17 protein-coding genes are annotated in these 18,196 nt (G+C 37.6%); 6 read left to right on the forward strand and 11 right to left on the reverse strand.

Annotation, left to right across the window (positions count from 1 at the left end; all coding sequences use genetic code 11):
- Positions 1-11: 11 nt before the first annotated feature.
- The 4 genes from BEN71_RS09240 to BEN71_RS09255 form a co-directional block, all read right to left on the reverse strand.
- Positions 12-866: an SDR family NAD(P)-dependent oxidoreductase gene (locus BEN71_RS09240; RefSeq protein ID WP_068974622.1), complete on the reverse strand. Its 855-nt coding sequence runs from the start codon at positions 864-866 to the stop codon at positions 12-14.
- A 224-nt stretch (positions 867-1,090) separates the two neighbouring features.
- The gene (gene recA / locus BEN71_RS09245) at positions 1,091-2,131 is read right to left on the reverse strand and encodes a recombinase RecA (protein ID WP_068974623.1); all 1,041 of its coding nucleotides are present in this window, start codon (positions 2,129-2,131) and stop codon (positions 1,091-1,093) included.
- 187 nt (positions 2,132-2,318) lie between these two features.
- Complete coding sequence (locus tag BEN71_RS09250) at positions 2,319-2,759, reverse strand: RNA-binding S4 domain-containing protein (RefSeq protein WP_068974624.1); 441 nt, start codon at positions 2,757-2,759, stop codon at positions 2,319-2,321.
- Positions 2,743-3,429: an HAD-IA family hydrolase gene (locus BEN71_RS09255; RefSeq protein WP_068974625.1), complete on the reverse strand. Its 687-nt coding sequence runs from the start codon at positions 3,427-3,429 to the stop codon at positions 2,743-2,745. The genes BEN71_RS09250 and BEN71_RS09255 overlap by 17 nt, the downstream gene beginning before the upstream one ends.
- A 194-nt stretch (positions 3,430-3,623) precedes the next feature.
- Between BEN71_RS09255 and BEN71_RS09260 the strand changes: the two genes are divergently transcribed.
- Together BEN71_RS09260 and BEN71_RS09265 are read left to right on the forward strand one after the other, a co-directional pair.
- Positions 3,624-4,475, forward strand: a complete 852-nt coding sequence (locus BEN71_RS09260; protein ID WP_068974626.1) for a 3'(2'),5'-bisphosphate nucleotidase CysQ family protein — start codon at positions 3,624-3,626, stop codon at positions 4,473-4,475.
- Between the two features lie 106 nt (positions 4,476-4,581).
- A complete protein-coding gene (locus BEN71_RS09265; RefSeq protein WP_068974627.1) occupies positions 4,582-5,319 on the forward strand; it encodes a histidine phosphatase family protein in 738 nt (245 codons plus the stop codon).
- 196 nt (positions 5,320-5,515) lie between these two features.
- Here BEN71_RS09265 and BEN71_RS09270 read toward each other — a convergent pair whose 3' ends face one another.
- The 4 genes from BEN71_RS09270 to BEN71_RS09285 form a co-directional block, all read right to left on the reverse strand.
- Positions 5,516-6,040, reverse strand: a complete 525-nt coding sequence (locus BEN71_RS09270) for a protein tyrosine phosphatase family protein (RefSeq protein ID WP_068974662.1) — start codon at positions 6,038-6,040, stop codon at positions 5,516-5,518.
- Between the two features lie 80 nt (positions 6,041-6,120).
- Positions 6,121-7,212 (reverse strand): 3-deoxy-7-phosphoheptulonate synthase, encoded by a 1,092-nt coding sequence (locus BEN71_RS09275; protein ID WP_068974628.1) that lies wholly within the window; start codon positions 7,210-7,212, stop codon positions 6,121-6,123.
- Between the two features lie 142 nt (positions 7,213-7,354).
- On the reverse strand, positions 7,355-8,233 hold the full coding sequence (locus tag BEN71_RS09280) for a sulfite exporter TauE/SafE family protein (RefSeq protein WP_068974629.1): 879 nt from the start codon (positions 8,231-8,233) through the stop codon (positions 7,355-7,357).
- Between the two features lie 354 nt (positions 8,234-8,587).
- Positions 8,588-9,484: a DUF4198 domain-containing protein gene (locus BEN71_RS09285; RefSeq protein ID WP_068974630.1), complete on the reverse strand. Its 897-nt coding sequence runs from the start codon at positions 9,482-9,484 to the stop codon at positions 8,588-8,590.
- A 105-nt stretch (positions 9,485-9,589) separates the two neighbouring features.
- Here BEN71_RS09285 and BEN71_RS09290 point away from each other — a divergent pair, with 105 nt between their 5' ends.
- The 3 genes from BEN71_RS09290 to BEN71_RS09300 are packed head-to-tail and all read left to right on the forward strand — an operon-like array spanning position 9,590 to position 13,275.
- Positions 9,590-11,146, forward strand: coding sequence for a DUF2271 domain-containing protein (locus BEN71_RS09290; RefSeq protein ID WP_068974631.1), 1,557 nt, complete (start codon positions 9,590-9,592; stop codon positions 11,144-11,146).
- 28 nt (positions 11,147-11,174) lie between these two features.
- Positions 11,175-11,765 carry a PepSY-associated TM helix domain-containing protein gene (locus BEN71_RS09295; RefSeq protein WP_068974632.1) on the forward strand — a complete coding sequence of 197 codons (591 nt, stop codon included), beginning with the start codon at positions 11,175-11,177 and terminating at the stop codon, positions 11,763-11,765.
- Between the two features lie 10 nt (positions 11,766-11,775).
- On the forward strand, positions 11,776-13,275 hold the full coding sequence (locus tag BEN71_RS09300; RefSeq protein WP_068974633.1) for a sulfite reductase subunit alpha: 1,500 nt from the start codon (positions 11,776-11,778) through the stop codon (positions 13,273-13,275).
- A gap of 95 nt (positions 13,276-13,370) precedes the next feature.
- Here the strand turns inward: BEN71_RS09300 and BEN71_RS09305 are convergent, their stop codons facing one another.
- Positions 13,371-14,096 carry a sulfite exporter TauE/SafE family protein gene (locus tag BEN71_RS09305; RefSeq protein WP_068974634.1) on the reverse strand — a complete coding sequence of 242 codons (726 nt, stop codon included), beginning with the start codon at positions 14,094-14,096 and terminating at the stop codon, positions 13,371-13,373.
- Between the two features lie 181 nt (positions 14,097-14,277).
- On the opposite strand from BEN71_RS09305, the gene BEN71_RS09310 reads away from it, so the two are divergent.
- On the forward strand, positions 14,278-14,991 hold the full coding sequence (locus BEN71_RS09310) for a hypothetical protein (protein WP_068974635.1): 714 nt from the start codon (positions 14,278-14,280) through the stop codon (positions 14,989-14,991).
- Positions 14,992-15,063: 72 nt separating this feature from the next.
- Here BEN71_RS09310 and BEN71_RS09315 read toward each other — a convergent pair whose 3' ends face one another.
- On the reverse strand, positions 15,064-16,563 hold the full coding sequence (locus tag BEN71_RS09315; protein WP_068974636.1) for an amidase: 1,500 nt from the start codon (positions 16,561-16,563) through the stop codon (positions 15,064-15,066).
- 20 nt (positions 16,564-16,583) lie between these two features.
- Positions 16,584-18,062 carry a GGDEF domain-containing protein gene (locus tag BEN71_RS09320; RefSeq protein WP_068974637.1) on the reverse strand — a complete coding sequence of 493 codons (1,479 nt, stop codon included), beginning with the start codon at positions 18,060-18,062 and terminating at the stop codon, positions 16,584-16,586.
- Between the last annotated feature and the right edge of the window lie 134 nt (positions 18,063-18,196).

Here is an 18,196-nt window from a genome sequence, read left to right on the forward strand (position 1 = left end):
CAAGCTTTGCATTAGTTTTGCTTCCGTTTAAGCCAATGTAGGTAAAAATAATAAATTGGCGTAGCAAAGATTTTACTCAACACACTTGCAAAGGGAAGCCACCACGGTTGCCATTGTCTTTGATGATGTATCGCACCTGAAAGCACCGCTTGTGCTGCGTGTTGAACCTGCATTGCAGGCATTTGTTGATATTGCTTGGTTGGTTCGATCATACGTGTTCTGACGAGTGGTAAATAAATCAAACTGGCGTTTACACCATAAACTGCAAGCTCTGGTTGAATGGATAAAATCCATTGTTGCATGGCTGTTTTAGACGCTTGGTAATTTGACCATAGTGGTGGGGCAAATAACTTGGCATTGATGGTGGATACAATCACGACTTTGCCTTGCGCTTTTTTAAGGTCAGGCAGTAATAGGCGTGTTAGCTGAGCAGGGTTGATGTAGTTGATATGAATGGTTCGATCAATGTCTTGTGGGCGATCTAAGCTCTCCCAGACAGAGCGTTGAATTGATTTACCAGCATTATGAATTAGAATATCGACATGAATATTTTTGGCTTTTAAGTGTTGAAAAATGTCTTCAGCAGCAGTGGGTTGGTATAGGTCAGCGCTGATAATTTCAATCTGACATTGACCTTGTTGTGTGAGTTGTTTTTGTAAAGCGGTCAGTTTATCGGTACTTCGTGCGACTAGAACTAATCGACATTGAATCGGTGCTAAAAGCGTGGCACATGCTTCACCGATGCCATAACTTGCACCCGTAATCAGAATGGTTTTATTTTCAAAATGCTGTTTTAAGGTTGCTGCTGAAAGTGATGGTGCTTGAAAGAACAGCGATTCACAGAGTTGTTTAAGTATTTCTTGCATAATAATTCAATTCAAAATGATTCGGTTGTTGTTATTCAAATTTTGTAAATATGCGGTCTGATTTCAAAGCATAAGTATTTATCATATTTATTCAAGCCCAGTTATACAATAAAAGTAAAATATAAAATAAGAGAAAAGCATGATAAAGGAAAAACAAAGCAAGAAAAAACGCCCCGAAAGGCGTTTTATGGAACTCTAATTTTTTAGACGATCAATTTATAAAATTAAACATCTAAGAATTCAGGTTCTTCTTCATCTTTTTCTTCAGTCACAACAGCAGTTGTTAATAGTTTTTCACGAATCATGCGGTCAAGATCATTCGCCAATTGAGGATTTTCCTCTAAGTGACGAATCACATTGTTTTTACCTTGACCAATTTTATCGCCATTATAAGAATACCAAGCACCTGCTTTGTGAACTAATTCTTGTGCAACAGCAAGATCAACCAACTCACCAAGATGGTTAACACCTTTACCATACATGATTTGGAACAAAGCTTCTTTAAATGGAGGTGCCATTTTGTTCTTCACAACTTTGACACGTGTTTCAGAACCGACGATCTCATCGCCTTCTTTCACTTGACCAATACGGCGAATATCAAGACGTACAGACGCGTAGAACTTCAATGCGTTACCACCAGTTGTGGTTTCTGGGCTACCAAACATCACACCAATCTTCATACGGATTTGGTTAATGAAGATCACCATACAGTTTGAACGCTTTGCATTACCTGTGATTTTACGCAATGCTTGGCTCATCAAACGTGCTTGTAAGCCCATGTGCGAGTCGCCCATTTCACCTTCAATTTCGGCTTTTGGCGTTAATGCTGCAACTGAGTCGACAACGATCATGTCAATGGCACCTGAACGAACAAGCATGTCAGCGATTTCAAGCGCTTGCTCACCATGGTCAGGCTGTGATACCAAAAGATTGTCAATATCTACACCCAATTTACGTGCATATTGTGGATCTAAAGCATGTTCAGCATCGATAAAGGCACAAGTTCCACCTGCTTTTTGGCATTGCGCAATGGCTTGTAAAGTCATTGTGGTTTTACCAGAAGATTCAGGGCCGTAAATTTCAACGATACGACCTTTCGGTAAACCGCCAATACCAAGTGCGATATCCAGTGTTAAAGAACCTGTAGATACAGCTTCTACCGCTTGAACAGTGTTGTCACCCAAACGCATGACTGTATTTTTACCAAATTGTTTTTCAATTTGGCTTAGGGCAGCATTGAGTGCCTTGCTTTTGTTATCATCCATCTCGTAAACCTCAAAAACGATGTGCTTCACTTATCTTTTCAGTGACTAATATCTTAAGTGGATGTGATTAAATTAGATCTTTCGTCCACGGCAGTTATAGTGACAGAAAATAAAAAACGGTTCTATATTAAAAGAAGTTAAAAAAACATTTGTACGACATAATGTGTCGCGCTTAACCTAAACCAATTTAGTCATCATCATAAGACCAAGATTGGTCAAATTGTTGATCATTTTCTTGTTTAAATTTACTGATATCTCGTCGATCTTTTTTACTTGGTCGATGATCAGGTCGGGCAAGATTATGCAATTTTCTTTGGGTAGAAATCAACTCTCGACGTGCAACACTGACTTCGGTTTCTTCATAAAGTTGCTGCGCAATGGGTGCACCACCACGAACTGCTGAAAGTGCCTTGATCACCACGGTTTTACGATCAAAACCTTGCTGAATGGTCAGTTCCATTCCCACTCTAATTTCTCTAGAAACTTTAACACGTTCGTTATTGTGATGAACCTTACCGCCTTCAATTGCAGCTTTGGCAATCGAACGGGTTTTAAAAAAGCGTGCAGCCCAAAGCCATTTGTCCACACGCATTGATTCAACTTCTTGCTTCTCAGGCTGTTTTGACATCGACATCCTTATTTTGAATTTTCTCTAATAATGGTAAAAGTTCAGTTAACTGATTGATTGCAGGGTATTCTAACTCTAAAGCATGACGTGCAGCGCGTCCACTTGATGGTTGGGTAATGGTGACTAAATGTTGAATCCCAAACTTTTCAGCACCTTTGAGTACTGGAGCAGTGTCATCCACCAAACAGGCATACTGTGGATCAAAAGGGTGTTTCTCTTGTAGAATTTGCCAAAACTCAACGAATTCTTTGGAATATCCAATCTCTTCACTACTGATCATCACTTCAAAATAAGGGCTGAGATCAATATTTTCAAGTTTAAGTTTTAAACCTGCTTGATCTGCATTGGTCAGTAACCAGCAACGGTAACCTTGTGTTTTTAATTCTTTGAGTAGTTCAAAACATCCGATTCTCGGTGCAATTTTATCTTGATAATCGTATTGCAGTTTTAAAACATCGACACCGACTTTTTCGGTCCAGTATTTTGATGAATACCAGCACAGGGTGTGATTGTGTTGTTGATAGAATGCTTTTAAGGTTGCCTGACTTTGTTCGAGTGAACAATGGTGTGTTTCTGCATGGCGTTCAGGTAGTTTGGTGTTCCAAATCAGATCATCAAAAGCTAAATCAAGCAGTGTGCCGTCCATGTCAAACATCACAATAGGTTTCATATTATTCAACTTTCAAGTGCGTTTAAATCAAGGCTTAGTATAGTGAATTGCTCAGGTATTGGGTAGTTTTATGCTGACCCTAAGATCATACTCATACTTTTGCATTAACATATTGTAAATATTCAAATTCATGCATTTAACATAAAAAAGTGCTAGGCTTGAGGACATATCAGACTTCATTTAGGTCAGACCTGATGTTTATTACTACACAAGCGCCACAAGATGAACAAATTTTAAAATTGGTGCCGATTTTGGCACATGCAAGTCAAATCCTACTTGAAGAATACCAAAATTATTGCGATGGAAATGCCTTTAAAATTGATGAAAAAGATGACCATTCTCCAGTGACGCAAGCTGATCTGCGTGTCAATAATTACTTGCTCAAACAACTGGCTGAAATTACCCCGAACATTCCTGTACTATCTGAAGAAAGCGATAATTCAAAACGTGATGAATGGCAAAGCTGTTGGATGCTAGATCCATTGGATGGCACAAAAGAGTTTATTCATGAGCGTGATGAATTCACCATTAACTTGAGTTTGATTCAAGAACATCAAACTGTCTTTTCAATCATTGCAGTACCGACAGAACAAGTCATGTATGTGGGTTATTTAACAGAACTTCCATATAAGTATTCATTCACTCAAAAGACTTGGGAACGCTATTGTAAGTTTAAAGATGTAGAACAAGATGCGATTCAAGTTGGTTTAAGTCACAGCAGTAAAAATCCAAAATATCAACAATATATTGATTTTATTGAGCAAGAAATTCCTGTGATTCGTCGCGAAGCGGGCAGTGCATATAAGTTTTGTATGATGCTTGAGGGTGAAATTGATATTTACCCACGTTTTCATCCAACTTCAGAATGGGATACCAGTGCAGGGCAAGGGCTATTGGAAAGTATCGGTGGTGGTTTGCTGAGTTTAGGTGCTGTTCCATTCACCTATAATCAGCGAGATACTTTGTTAAATGAAGGCTTTATTGCCTATAGAAATCAAGAGAATAAGCAAATTGCTTTAGAAGCCTTATCTAATGTTAGCCTTTAGTGCGATAAGCATATCAATTTTATAGCAATTGGAATTATTTTAGATTAGATTGAGGCTTTTGCTTCTTATGATATAGTGAAGCGAGTCACAAAGAGTTCTGGTTGATATGGCTTTAGATTTGTTGCCAAAAAGCATGCTGAAAGCAATCGATTTATTGCCTGATGCAAAAACACCTGTCACATTATTTACTCGTCATTCGATTCGTGAAATGGTGAGTGGGCAGGGCTTGGCTGGCTATGATTTGCAACTGACGACGCAAGGTCGTGATTTGGCTCAAGCTTGGGGCTCTTATCTAATTGATAATACAGACCGTGTGATTCAGCACTGCATTTCTAGCCCGATTCAACGTTGCGTCGATACCGCTGCGTTGATGATTCAAGGTGCGGATTACATCTCACCTGAAAATAATACCCATCATATTGAAATTGTGGAAAAAGGGCTTTTGGTTGAACCAGGCAGTTTTGTTCTCGATATTAAGCAGGCAGCCCCTTATTTTCGTAAACAAGGTGCATTGGGCTTTATCAATAGTTTTGTGAATAATGCTTTGCCTGGAATGAAGCACCCAATTAATGGTGTGGTTGATGTGTTGGAATTGATCTATGACACACATCCAACCAATATTAATGGAATCAGCTTAGCTGTCAGTCATGACACAATTCTTGCGGCAATTATTGCGGTGATTTCAAAGCGTACCCATATTGATCAAACAGATTGGCCTGAAATGATGGAAGGCTTGTTTGTATGGTTTGAGGGCGACAGTTTTGAAGATAGCCAGTTAAAATGGATTTGGCGTGGTCAGTTAGGACATTTATCAATTCGTGAATTTCAGTTGTCAGAACGATAATTTGTGATATTCATACAAGTTTTTTCAATTTAAAAACTTTCACTTCCTTGTGAGGTTACATTCCTCATCCCTGAGTCCTGTATGGGGCAAGAGAAGAAACTCTCAGATGTTTTTAAATCTCAAATTTGAAGGTTTTTTGACTTAGACAAGAGAGTTGTTAAGCATTTAAAATAGTTCTTTTTCTCAGTGATTTAACTTAAGAAAACTGATCTACATGCATCAAGGAATGTTGTAAATCTTCAGTGGCTTTACGACCTTGCAATTGTAAAGCTACGGCATGGATTAAACCTGTCCACGTTTCATTCGGTTCCCAAATTTGATGCATCAATTCTTGTGCAGTCGGCATATCCATATCCATAAAGTATTGACGATATAAATAGATCAAACTGCTTACACGCATATTTTTGGCACAATGAACCCAAACTATTTTTTCTTGAACCAAATGTGCAACTAAGTCTAAAACAAACAAACATTGATCATCGGCAGGCGTGTCCCACAGAATTGGGATCTGAATATAGTTCAGCCCGAGTTCAGCACAAATTTTATCTTCATGTCCAAGATGTGGATTTGCATCGGTAAAAGCCAAGTTGATGACTGTATCAACACCATATTCTTTAATTTGCTTTAGCTGTTCCGCAGTCGGCTGACCAGACGTCATAAGATGTTCGTGGACAAATTGGAAGTTTGCGATTTGACTGAGTTGTTGTTCAAGTTCGTTCATAGCATTCTTACAGACAGGTTTGATTAACAATAACATCATAAACAAAAACGCCATCTATGTAGATGGCGTTTTGCATTCAATTAACGATTTGGCAAAATTTCTTTTAAAGCCGCATCCATTTCAAGCAATGCTTTTTCAGTGGTTTCCCAGTCGATACAGCCATCAGTCACAGATTTACCATATTCAAGATCACAAAGATTGGCAGGAATATCCTGACGACCACCTTTAATATGACTTTCCACCATTAAACCGACAATTGATTTATTACCATCAATAATTTGTTCAGTAATATTTTTCAATACTAAAGGTTGTAAGTATGGGTCTTTGTTTGAGTTGGCATGACTGGTATCGATCATGATTTTGTTGCTAACTTTGGCTTTTGCAAGTGCATTTTCAGCTTCAGCAACAGAACCTGCGTCATAGTTCGGTTTACCATTACCACCACGTAAAACCACGTGTGCATAAGGGTTACCATTGGTACGAATAACAGAAACTTGACCTTCGTTATTTAAACCAAGGAAGCTATGACCGTGTTTTACAGATTGCATCGCATTGGTTGCAACAGTTAAACCACCATCTGTACCATTTTTAAAACCAACAGGTGAAGATAGTCCTGAAGACATTTCACGGTGTGTTTGGCTTTCAGTGGTACGCGCGCCGATCGCAGACCAAGAAATTAAATCTTGATAATACTGTGGCGAGTTTGGATCAAGTGCTTCAGTGGCACAAGGTAAGCCTTTTTCATTCAACTCAAGCAATAATTTACGTCCTAAACGTAAACCTTTTTCGATATTGAAAGAATCATTCATATCAGGGTCATTGATCAAACCTTTCCAACCTACTGTTGTACGAGGCTTTTCAAAATAAACACGCATGATGATATACAACGTATCTTTAACTTTTTCGCTCAATACTTTTAAGCGATCTGCATAATCATGTGCAGCAACTGGATCATGAATAGAACAAGGACCAATCACAACGAATAGACGTTTATCTTTACCATCTAAAATATTGCGTACTGTTTCACGACCATGCAATACAGTTTGGTAGGCATTATCGTTTAAAGGTAATTCAGCTTTAAGTTCAGCTGGAGTTACAAGAGTTTGAATGCTTTGGACATTCACGTCATCAATATCTGATTGAGTAATTGGATTTGAATTTAATGTATTCATTGCCGTCACTGGGTATTAGAACATACGGAAAGTATTTTTAGTGGTCAGAATATAACATGAATTGATCAAGGTTTTGTCATAAATAACGTATTAAAACTTCGCGATCAATTCATAATTATTAGTTATTAATTACAGCTTAACATTAAACTTGATGTTGTGCATGGTTTTGCACCACCATCGCAGTTTGTGGTTTGGCAGCAGGTTTCTCTTTCACTGGGTGCAAAATAAAGTTCACACCTAGCGCAAAGAGGGTAACACCTAAAATTTTACGGATCATTTTTTCAGGCAGTCTTGAGCTAATCAATGTACCGACAATGATTGCTGGAATTGAACCTGCCAATAACCAACCCAGAAGGTGGAAATCAACATTACCCGAAGTCATGTGGGCAAATCCTGCAACTGAAGTGAGTAATACGGCATGGACAACATCTGAACCAATGATGCGGATCATGGGTAAATTGGGGAACATAAGAATCAAAGCCATGATTCCAAAGGCACCTGCACCGACGGATGAAAGGGTCACAAATACGCCCAAGACAACGCCCATGATCACCACATATAATTTTTTACCTTCAATTGAAAAGTTACTTGCTTCATTGAGGTCGTGTTTTTCAGCACGAAACTTGGCAAAGAACTTTTCAATGCGCGCACGGAACATGATAGATAAACCCGTAATCGTTAGCATAAAGCCAAGTACGGTAGTGAGCACGACTTTGTAGCTAGATGAACCACTCAAATAAGTGTCTAACACCCAATGGGTAATAAATGATGCTGGAATACTGCCAAGTGCTAACCATAAAACGATGGGCCAAACAATATTGAGTTTTTTGGCATGTACCATTGAACCGCAGAACTTGGAAATGGCTGCATATAAAAGGTCAGTCCCGATGGCAATATGAGGTTCAATCCTAAAAAGGCTAATCAGGATTGGGGTCATGAGCGAACCACCACCTACACCTGTAATGCCAACACAGAAACCGACGAGAACGCCAGCCATAATAAACTCAACGGGACCAAACATGACTTATTGCCGAATATCGAAAAACAGGCATATCTTATGACTTTTTTGTATAAGTGGTTGTCTTGATTGTTGATTTGCTTATGACAAAAAATGCTAAAGTAAAATTTGATGCTTAACACATTTATGGTTTGAGTTTTAGAATTGCGTGATAGCTTTTAGCAATGCTTTTATTAACACACCCATCCAAACTTTCTTAATTTGACTTTGTTAAATCATTAAAGCTTGAGTCAATTGCAACTTATCAAACGTAAAAGAAAAAATGCGATATTCCATATTCTGAAATATCGCATTTAACTTGCTTAGACCAATATTAATCAGTCAAAGTTTGTTCATTAATAATGCAAGATGACTAACTTATTCTGCAACTTCTACAGTTAAACCGTACGTGTAAATTTCGCTTGCAGGTTTTTTAGTATTGTCTGGATTTGCTTCTGGATAAGATGTTGTAATTAAATAAATACCTGCTTTATCAAATTTAACTTCAAATTCACCTTTAGCATTGGTTTTCACATGTGGTTGTTCACGTGAAGCACTTGCTTCATAGCTACTCGCACCTTTAAACACATCAATTTCAAGATTTGGTACAGGTTTACCATTCACCAAAATTTGAGCTTTTAATGATTCACCTGAAAATAATTCATTAGGATGCGTTGTAAATTTAACTTCAAAACCTTTATTCGTTACTGCAGGAACAGGGCTTGGTTTTGCTTTAGTTACAAAGCTTTCAGCGATAATATTATTTTTAGTTTCAAAAGTTTGTGCATTCGCAGGGACTTGATCAGCAGAAATTACACGTGGTGGTTGAGCAGGTGCAGCCGCTTTTTTTTCTGCTTCAGCTTTAGCAGGCTCTGCTTTAGGTGCTTGAGCATTGGCATTTTGTGGGCGTGCAGGGCGTACACGTAACCAACGACCATCAACCAATGCATATTTACTCGCGTTGCCTAAAGCATTTTCTGTACGAATACGGTATGTACCATCATTCGGTAAGTCAAATTCAGCAACATTAAAACGTTTTAATTCAGCTGCAGGATTGATTTTACTGTCTTGACCTTTAGGATCTGTGATTATATACGTCGTTTTAAAATTAAAACTTGGAACAAAGAATTTTTCGAGTGTCATCGCACTTTGGAAACTGACATTCGGTGAAGCATTGGTGTCAAAAACTTCAGGCAGAATAAAAGGGCTGACTGTATGTGCCGAACCGACAACAGGTAATGCTGAGAGGAGTGCGATTTTTAACCATTGATTCATTTTAAATTCTTCCAAGAGTCGTTAAGAGTGTAAAATTTTCAATAATGTACTTGATAACAACTCTCATTATCAATATTATTTTAAAAAAATTTGGAGCTTATCGGTATGTCATTCTCTAGTCGACATTCAACCTCAACTCGCGCTGTATTTCGTTTATCACCTCTGGTAATGGCACTCGCACTGATTTCTCCATTAAATGCTTTTGCTACGACGACGAATGCACAAGCAACACCGTCTGAAAATGTTCAATTACAAAGTCATCATTTTCATCGTGATCATGTTTTAGGAACATCTTTGGATGTAGTGATCACAGGGACATCTCAACAAGATGCGCAACGTGCAACCACAGCAATTGAAAAAGAAGTTGCGCGATTGAATCAAATCTTGTCGACTTGGCAGGCAGACAGCGAAATTTCTCAATTAAACCAACAAAAACAAATCAATGCATCTTCTGATTTATATCATGTCATTGCAGCGTGTGAAGCATTGCGTGGCCAAACCTGTGGTGCTTTTGATGCACGTTTAGGCAATTTGATCAGCATGTGGCAACAGGCACATGGTGTGCTTGAAGTTGATGCAAATACTCGTCAACAATTGATTGCACAATTAAAAGAAAGTCATGTACAAATCGATGCTGATTCAAAAAATATTCAAATGGATTCAGCTGTCGCTTTTGCCCCAGATGCTTATGCCAAAGGCTATATCATTGACCGTGCATTAATTACTGCACGTGAAGCTGTCCCTCATTTACAAGGGATTCTAGTAGATATTGGTGGCGATATGCGTGTTTGGGGCTCATCTCCAAGTCAAGCAGGTTGGCAAGTTGGCGTGCAAGATGCATTTAATCATTATGACAATGCGGCTCCGAGCCAAGTATTAAAGTTAAATGATCAAGCCGTGGCTTTTAGTGGTCAAGGCTATCGTGACTTAGCTGGGCAATCACACTTACTCGATCCACAAACAGGTTTGCCTGTACAGCATGTTGAACAATGTGTGGTTGTCGGTTCGTGTGCTGCTGATGCCGATGCATTAGCAACTGCTTTAGTGGCAATGACACCAAGTGAAGGTATGCAACTGATTGAATCTTTAGTTGGTTATGAAGCTCAGTTAACACTTGCCAATGGTCAAACACACCAATCTACGGGGTGGAATGCATTGGTACAACTTCCACAACAAGCTGATTTTAAAAATGTTGCAGTCAATGCATCTGCAAAATGGCCAGCAGGTTATCAGGCCGTAGTCGATTTTACGATTCCTAAAATTGCAGTTGAAAACTATCGTGCGCCGTATGTGTCTGTATGGGTGACCGATAGTGATAAAAAATTAGTCCGTACCCTTGCTGCTTGGGGTAAAGATGAAAAATGGATTAATTCAAACTATGTATGGTGGCGTCGTTATGGTCGTCAAATGCCAAACTTAGACGCTGTTGCTAAACCATCACGTCAGCCTGGGAATTATAAATTGGCTTGGGATGGTAAGGATGATGGTGGCAAAGCTGTTGCTGCAGGGCAATACCAAATCCATGTCGAAACTTCACGTGAACATGGTGATCATTCATATCAAACTTTTAACTTAGATGTGAAAGCCAAAGCGTCTAGTCAAAATTTACCTGCGCAAAAGGAAATTGGTGCTGTAAAATTGAATTTCCAAAAAGTGAATTAATTCAAGCATTCACAAAGAGAATTTAATAGTGTATCAACGTCGAGATTTTTACCGCCATGCACGTTATGTGCATGGCTGGTTGTCAGCTTTTGCTTTTATAGTCCTTATTTTCTTTTCGGTCACAGGTTTGTTGTTAAATCATCCTGAATGGTTTACGCCGTCAAAAGATGAAAATACCGAAACCATTACACTTCCTCCTCAATTGCTTACCCAGATTAAAGGACAAGAGAATCCGAGTCAGCAAATCGTGGATTATATACGTCAGAATCATGAGCTTGTCGGGCGTTATAAAAGTGGTGAAGTGATGGACAATGAAGTCATGATCCATATGGAAAGTCCTGCGGGAATATCTGATATTTATGTGACTTTAGATACTGGGGAAGCTGAAATAACAGTTAAACCAGCTTCAACGGTTTCATTTATTAATGATTTGCATCGGGGTAAAAACTCTGGAAAAGCATGGTCTTGGTTGATTGATCTCAGTGCGATCATTATCACCTTATTGTCTTTAGCAGGTTATATCCTCTTTTTAAGTATCAAAACCCGCTTAAAAACCCATATTGTTTTGACAATATTGAGTTTGGCAATTCTGATGCTTTTAGTTTGGTCAGTGGTATAAGGTTAGAACAATGACACATGCTGTACTGATCGTATTAATTTCTTTGCTCATTGTTTTGATTTTACATGTCATTTTCTTGTTGGTTTTACTTAAGTCAAAGTCAAAAGAAAAGTTAAAACAGGCTGATCATCCAATATTAATTGTCTATGCAAGTCAGTCTGGTCAAGCTGAAAATTATGCTGTGCAAACAGCACAACAACTTTCAGCTGCTGGTCATGTTGTTCAAACACTGAATATTGCAGATTTTAAAGCAGATTTATTCAAAAATGATCAAAGAATCTTATGGTTAGTCAGTACGTATGGTGAGGGTGATGCACCTGACACAGCGCGTCAATTTATTCGAAATGTAATGACAAAGTCATTTGAATTGAATGACATTCAGTATGCAATTTTGGCTTTTGGTGATCGACACTATTTAAATTTTTGTGAATTTGGAAAAAGACTAGATGCATGGCTAGCAGACAACAATGCCCAAGCTTGGTTCCCGATGGTCTGTGTAGATCAATTGAGCCAAATCGATTTGCAATCTTGGCAGTCGCAATTAAATCAAGTCTTAGATCAGTCTGAAACAGATATGATTGCATTGGAACAACAACCATTTCAAAAAGTTATATTGTCTGAACGCCATTTACTGAATCGTGGCAGTTTGGGACATCCAATGTTCCATTTGGTTTTGACGAAACTTAATGAATTAAATAAGTTTGATGGATTAAATTGGAAATCAGGCGATATTCTCGAAATTCAATGTGCCAATACAGCTTCTCAAATTGATGCATTTATTCAGCATTTTCAAATTACTGAACAAATAGGTTTGGATCGTGTAGACATTTTTGAGCGGTTAAGATTTAAAAATTTACGAACTTTTGACAATTCGCAAAATATTGAGCAATGGCTAGAGCAGGCGCAAAACTTAGCGATTCGTGAATATTCAATTGCCAGTATCCCAACTCAAAACCAACTTGAACTGGTGGTGCGTCAGGAAATCAATGAAGATGGTCTGGGTTTAGGTTCGGGTTATCTTACTGAATCTTTAGCTATTGGTGATCAATTGGATTGCCGTATCCGTTCAAATTCTGCGTTTCACCTTGTTGAAGATGATGCACCGATTATTTTGATTGGGAATGGTTCAGGCATTGCAGGTTTAATGTCGCATATTCGACAACGTGAATTGTTAGGTTTACATAAGAATTGGCTGATTTATGGTGAGCGTCAGCAATCCGTAGATCGTATTTTTGAAAATCAACTGAGCCTATGGCAACAACATAGAGTTTTGTCTGAAATTGATCTAGCATTTTCAAGAGATCAAAATACGCAAAAATATGTACAAGATTGCCTAATCGCTAAATCTACTCAGTTCAAAGCTTGGCTTGAACAAGGCGCTTCAATCTATATTTGTGGTAGTTTGCATGGTATGGCACAAGGTGTTGAAACAGCTTTGATCGAAATTTTAGGTCAGCGTCAATTTGAACAACTTATTGAACAAAAGCGTTATTTAAGAGATGTGTATTAATTCATCTCTTTTTATGTGAAAAATGCACATTAAGATCATGCAAAGGAAATATTCTGATTTGTGTTATTTAGCATTCAATGACTCATGTGCAAAGATTAATGCATAAACACCTCAATCAGCATTGAACATGCAGCAAGCAATAACATCGCATCGAGCATAAGATTGAAAGTTCGCTCAGACATTTTCAATACAAAAACTTTGCCGATGTAATTGCCAATTATGAGTGTTAAACCGACCAAAATACCTGATATGAGTATTTTGAAATCTAAAACACCTAAAGCACCGAAAGTAAAACTTTTACTTAAATACATGGCAAATGATGTAGCCGCTTCAGTCGCGAGCAATGCACCTTTGCTTAAACCATAACTGCTAAATACAGGCAGTAAAAGCGGTCCTGTGGAAAATACCACACCTGTTAAATAGCCTAGAATGCCACCTGCAATCACCATGTGCCAATTTTTAAGTTGATAGTGATTTTTCTTTGCCCAATGACGCAAAGGTATAAGGAGTAAAAAGAATAAACCAATCAACAAGCTAGATAATTTTGGAGAAATCATCCACAAGGTTTTTGCACCGAGTATGGTGCAGGGAATACCTAAACTGGCAAATAGACAAAATGCTTTATAGTTTAACTCTTTACGCCATATCACGACTCGGGAAACATTTCCCATAATCGAAGCAATGGCCATGATCGGTACGGCTAATTTCGCACCAAAAATATAAGCCAATATCGGTAAAAGAATGATTGATGAACCCGTGCCGACGACACCACTGATCATGCCAGAAATGATGCCGATGAACGCAAGAAGAATATAAAGCATTGGATTGTTGATGTATTGAAGAAATTAAATTATGAATTCGATTGAATTATCATGCAATTCACTTTTGGCAATAATGTATAAAATATGAATTGAATACGATGCGAACGCTTTATAATTTTATATTAAGCTATTATTTTAGTAGAATATTTATAATTTAGAATGACCTATTGATATTGTCAAAATGACTGCGACACAAGGCGAAGAACATAAGATTGAACGGATTAAAGAATCATTTAAAGGATTATTATTCTTTAATATTGTCGGATTTTTTGTCCTAATTCATACAACACTTGATTATAGATTGCTCAAAGTGGGTGCTGAGAAAATTATCGAATATCAAGTACCAAGTGAAGTGCAGTACCAGTATGTGCCTAAAAATGGTCGAAAAACAGCTTATGTTGCAATACTCAGCAATCAGGGAAATGATCAAGCCTTGCTGACAGAATTATCCTGTTGGGACTATACAAGCGGAGTTTGTTCTTTATTTGAAGATACAAGCAATCAGTTTAAAACAATAAAATTATTAACACGTTTTTATCCTGATTCACCTGAAAAAATACGGGATTATATTTTCATGGATGCGACTTATTTCGATGAAAATGGTGAACCTCAAACTGTTATTTTTAATATGAGTGCTTATGAAAAGGTAAATTATACGGACTATCTTAAAACAACTTTGCTCAAATACTCAGCGTATTTTTCACTCTTATTGGGTTTTCTATTTTTAGTATTTTTTGTTTATAGTTTTGATTCTGAAAAAGTTACATCATACATGCGCCTGCAAAAGCGTGATTTAAATGCTGAATTTGCCAAGTATAGAAAGATGATGTTGCATGTGTTACTTGCGAATATTGCAATCGTTTGGATTTTTACAACTGTTGCGCTCAAAATATAGATTTTTCATACTGAGAAAATCGTAGAATGAGCACACGAGTTGCTCATTCTTGTCTCTATTCCTCTGTGAAAATTACAATTGAATGGAGCTATATTTTGGATTCCACGGTTGAGCTTGTTCTAATTGAGCAGCTAACTGCAATAAAAGATCTTCACGCCCAAAAGGTGCAATAAACTGAGAACCCAAAGGCAGATTATTGTTATTCCAATACAATGGTACAGACATTGCAGGTAAACCTGTGATATTCGCAAGCTGGGTAAAGGGAACCCATTGCAAATTATTTTTAATCAATTGCTCGACTAATTTCCCTTTTGCCAATAAATGCGCTTTGTCTACTTTAAGCAAGCCTTTCAAAATTGGAATTTGCCAAGCAGGCGTTTTCACTTCACCATTTTTAGGGGCAACAGAGGCTGTAGAAGGCAGTAAAAATAAATCATATTGTTGAAAATACTGATTCATTTTAGTGACATAAGTGCCCCAGTTATTCAGATTGTGAATATAGTCTGTTGCGGAAGCTTTTGCACCAAAAGCGGCAATGGCTAAAGTATCTAACTCAAAATCACGATCAGTTGCACCGAGTTGCTGTTTAACTTGATTCACGGTATAAGCACATTGACTAAACCACGTGGTGATAAAGTCTTTGGCAAGTTGCATACCGTCAATTTGCGGTTTAGCTTCTTCGACGTCATGACCTAATGATTCTAAAAGTTTTGCAGTATGCTGAATTGCTTGAATCGCATCTTTTGAAACAGGCGTACCAATTGGAGATTCAGTCGAAAAACCAATTCTTAGTTTTTTCGGTGATTTGTACATCGTTTGTAAATAACTTTCATTCGGGCTTTGAATATTAAATAACGAAGCTTGATCAGGTCCTTGAATCGCATCTAACATGGCAGCACTATCACGAACAGACTTTGATAGTACATGTTGCATTGCAGCCCCATGCATGGCTTCACTGAATTGAGGTCCCCACGGTGTACGACCACGACTAGGTTTTAAGCCAAATAGACCACAATACGATGCAGGAATACGAATCGAACCGCCACCATCGCTTGCACCTGCGATCGGTACGATACCTGCTGCAATCGCAGAAGCTGAACCGCCAGAAGAGCCACCACTGTTATGTTTTAAATTCCACGGATTTTTACAACTTCCCCATGCTTCAGGTTCAGTGATTCCTTTGATCCCAAACTCAGGTGAATTGGTCATTCCAAAAGTAATCAGCCCTGCATTTTCCCAGCGATTGACGATTTCAGCATTTTCAGTCGCAATATATTTTGCATTTTTAAATGATTTTGAACCCGAAGAAATTGGTACACCAGCATATTCCTGATGTAAATCTTTGAGCAAAAAGGGAACACCTGAAAAGGTATTAGAAGAAGCGTTCTGATTATTTTTTGCTTTATTTAAAGCATGTTCATAAATGGGAATAACAATCGCATTAATTTTTGGATTAACTTGGTCAGCCCGTTGAATGGCGATTTCTAATAGATCATGTGCTTGTATTTCTTTGTTTTTTACTAAGTTGGCTAAACCAATACCATCATATTGAATATACTCGTTGAATTTCATTACAGTCCTTTGTCATTTATTTATTGAGGTAAAAGTTGATGATTCTGTTGGATTTCCGTATCAATACAGAGTTGGTTACGTCCTTTTTCTTTCGCTAAATATAGTGCATCATCTGCTCGTTTAATCAATTGTTGAAATGGAACACAATAGGGCAGAGTTTGGTAGCTTAACCCAATACTGACACTAATATTTAATATTCGACCGTCATCTAAAAGAATTGGTGTGGTGAATACAGTATTACAAATCCGTTGTGCAATTTGAATACTTTGTTCTAAGTTTAAGTTCTTGAATAGAATCGCAAATTCTTCACCGCCTAAGCGTCCGAATAAATCATCACTACGGATTTGTGCTTTCACTTGTTTAGTAAATTCTTGCAAAACGTAATCACCAATGGCATGTCCATATTGATCATTAATTTTTTTAAAGTGATCTAAATCGAGAAGTAAAACAGTTACGCTTTGAACATGTTGTTTTTTTTCGGTTTCTTCAATAATCGTTTTCTCGCTTTCTTCGTAGAAATATCGACGGTTTAGTGCTGTTGTTAAACCATCATGATTGGCGAGATATAAAATTTGATGATACAGTTTTTGCCTATTTAAACTAATAATCGCCAATGTCAGTGGTGCTAAGGCAAGCATACATAATCCGATGCGAACGGAGAGTGTAGTGGCCAAATAAGCATTCGGGGATTGTTCTATATAATATGCAGTCAACGAATTATACAAAAGCATGCAAACTACGCAGTTGATAATGGCGACAAAAAAGAGATTATAGCTTAATGCAGCCCATACCAATGCAGCAATCGGAAACATGATTGCGCCTGGACCAATAAAAAAATGGGTTAAAATAACTGATAAAATAACACCGAGAAAAGGGAGAAGTGTTTTGAATTGAAAAGTTTTTTGTTGAAAATCTTGATAATAGTTTTGGATGGTAGTCTTGTCTGGAATGGCTAAGATAATGGGTAAAAATGCAATCACATTTAAAATTTCACCTGTCCACCACATACCAAAATCAGTCCAAATACGATCCATGGACATAAAAGTGTTTGGCATATGTGGAACAGTCAAACAGGCAAAAGTTGCAGCAGCTAAACAACCACCAAAGGCGCTAATGGTAAATAAATAAAGAAAAGTTAAACCCTTATTGTATTGTTTATAATGAAGTTTCAGCAAGCGTATTAAAATGAGTGTTACGAGCGCATTTAACATGTTTGCTATGGTTAAAAACAGCGTGACTAAGAATGAATTTCCTGTGAGTAAATCTGCAATCATGAAGCCTGTAAAAGCACCAAGCCAACCACCAATATTTTTGAGTGAATTAAATCTTAATAATAGCCCAAGTAAAATTGCATTGGCTGGCCAAAAAATAGCAAGAAAGAGCAATGGTCTACCTAATATCCCCGCTAAAGCTGTGACGAAAATAATCGCTGCTATAATAAAAAAAGCAGAAATATTGTCTTTAAGCCGCTGATGTGGAGTTGTTATAGCCTGTACCAATTCGCTAACCTAATGCTATGAATGTTTAAATTCTAAACCAATATTTAAAAATGGTTATATTTTAATAAGTGAATAATGATAATCTTATCTCTTTATATCTGTAAATCAATAGCTTTCGTCGCAGTTTGTAAATT

The organism is Acinetobacter wuhouensis, assembly GCF_001696605.3.
Classification (GTDB): Bacteria; Pseudomonadota; Gammaproteobacteria; order Pseudomonadales; family Moraxellaceae; genus Acinetobacter; species Acinetobacter wuhouensis.

Bases quoted from the DNA above. Each gene is read 5' to 3' on its own strand.
- BEN71_RS09240 (WP_068974622.1), bottom strand. From the start codon at position 866: ATGCAAGAAATACTTAAACAACTCTGTGAATCGCTGTTCTTTCAAGCA.
- recA (WP_068974623.1), bottom strand. From the start codon at position 2,131: ATGGATGATAACAAAAGCAAGGCACTCAATGCTGCCCTAAGCCAAATT.
- BEN71_RS09250 (WP_068974624.1), bottom strand. From the start codon at position 2,759: ATGTCAAAACAGCCTGAGAAGCAAGAAGTTGAATCAATGCGTGTGGAC.
- BEN71_RS09255 (WP_068974625.1), bottom strand. From the start codon at position 3,429: ATGAAACCTATTGTGATGTTTGACATGGACGGCACACTGCTTGATTTA.
- BEN71_RS09260 (WP_068974626.1), top strand. From the start codon at position 3,624: ATGTTTATTACTACACAAGCGCCACAAGATGAACAAATTTTAAAATTG.
- BEN71_RS09265 (WP_068974627.1), top strand. From the start codon at position 4,582: ATGGCTTTAGATTTGTTGCCAAAAAGCATGCTGAAAGCAATCGATTTA.
- BEN71_RS09270 (WP_068974662.1), bottom strand. From the start codon at position 6,040: ATGAACGAACTTGAACAACAACTCAGTCAAATCGCAAACTTCCAATTT.
- BEN71_RS09275 (WP_068974628.1), bottom strand. From the start codon at position 7,212: ATGAATACATTAAATTCAAATCCAATTACTCAATCAGATATTGATGAC.
- BEN71_RS09280 (WP_068974629.1), bottom strand. From the start codon at position 8,233: ATGTTTGGTCCCGTTGAGTTTATTATGGCTGGCGTTCTCGTCGGTTTC.
- BEN71_RS09285 (WP_068974630.1), bottom strand. From the start codon at position 9,484: ATGAATCAATGGTTAAAAATCGCACTCCTCTCAGCATTACCTGTTGTC.
- BEN71_RS09290 (WP_068974631.1), top strand. From the start codon at position 9,590: ATGTCATTCTCTAGTCGACATTCAACCTCAACTCGCGCTGTATTTCGT.
- BEN71_RS09300 (WP_068974633.1), top strand. From the start codon at position 11,776: ATGACACATGCTGTACTGATCGTATTAATTTCTTTGCTCATTGTTTTG.
- BEN71_RS09305 (WP_068974634.1), bottom strand. From the start codon at position 14,096: ATGCTTTATATTCTTCTTGCGTTCATCGGCATCATTTCTGGCATGATC.
- BEN71_RS09310 (WP_068974635.1), top strand. From the start codon at position 14,278: ATGACTGCGACACAAGGCGAAGAACATAAGATTGAACGGATTAAAGAA.
- BEN71_RS09315 (WP_068974636.1), bottom strand. From the start codon at position 16,563: ATGAAATTCAACGAGTATATTCAATATGATGGTATTGGTTTAGCCAAC.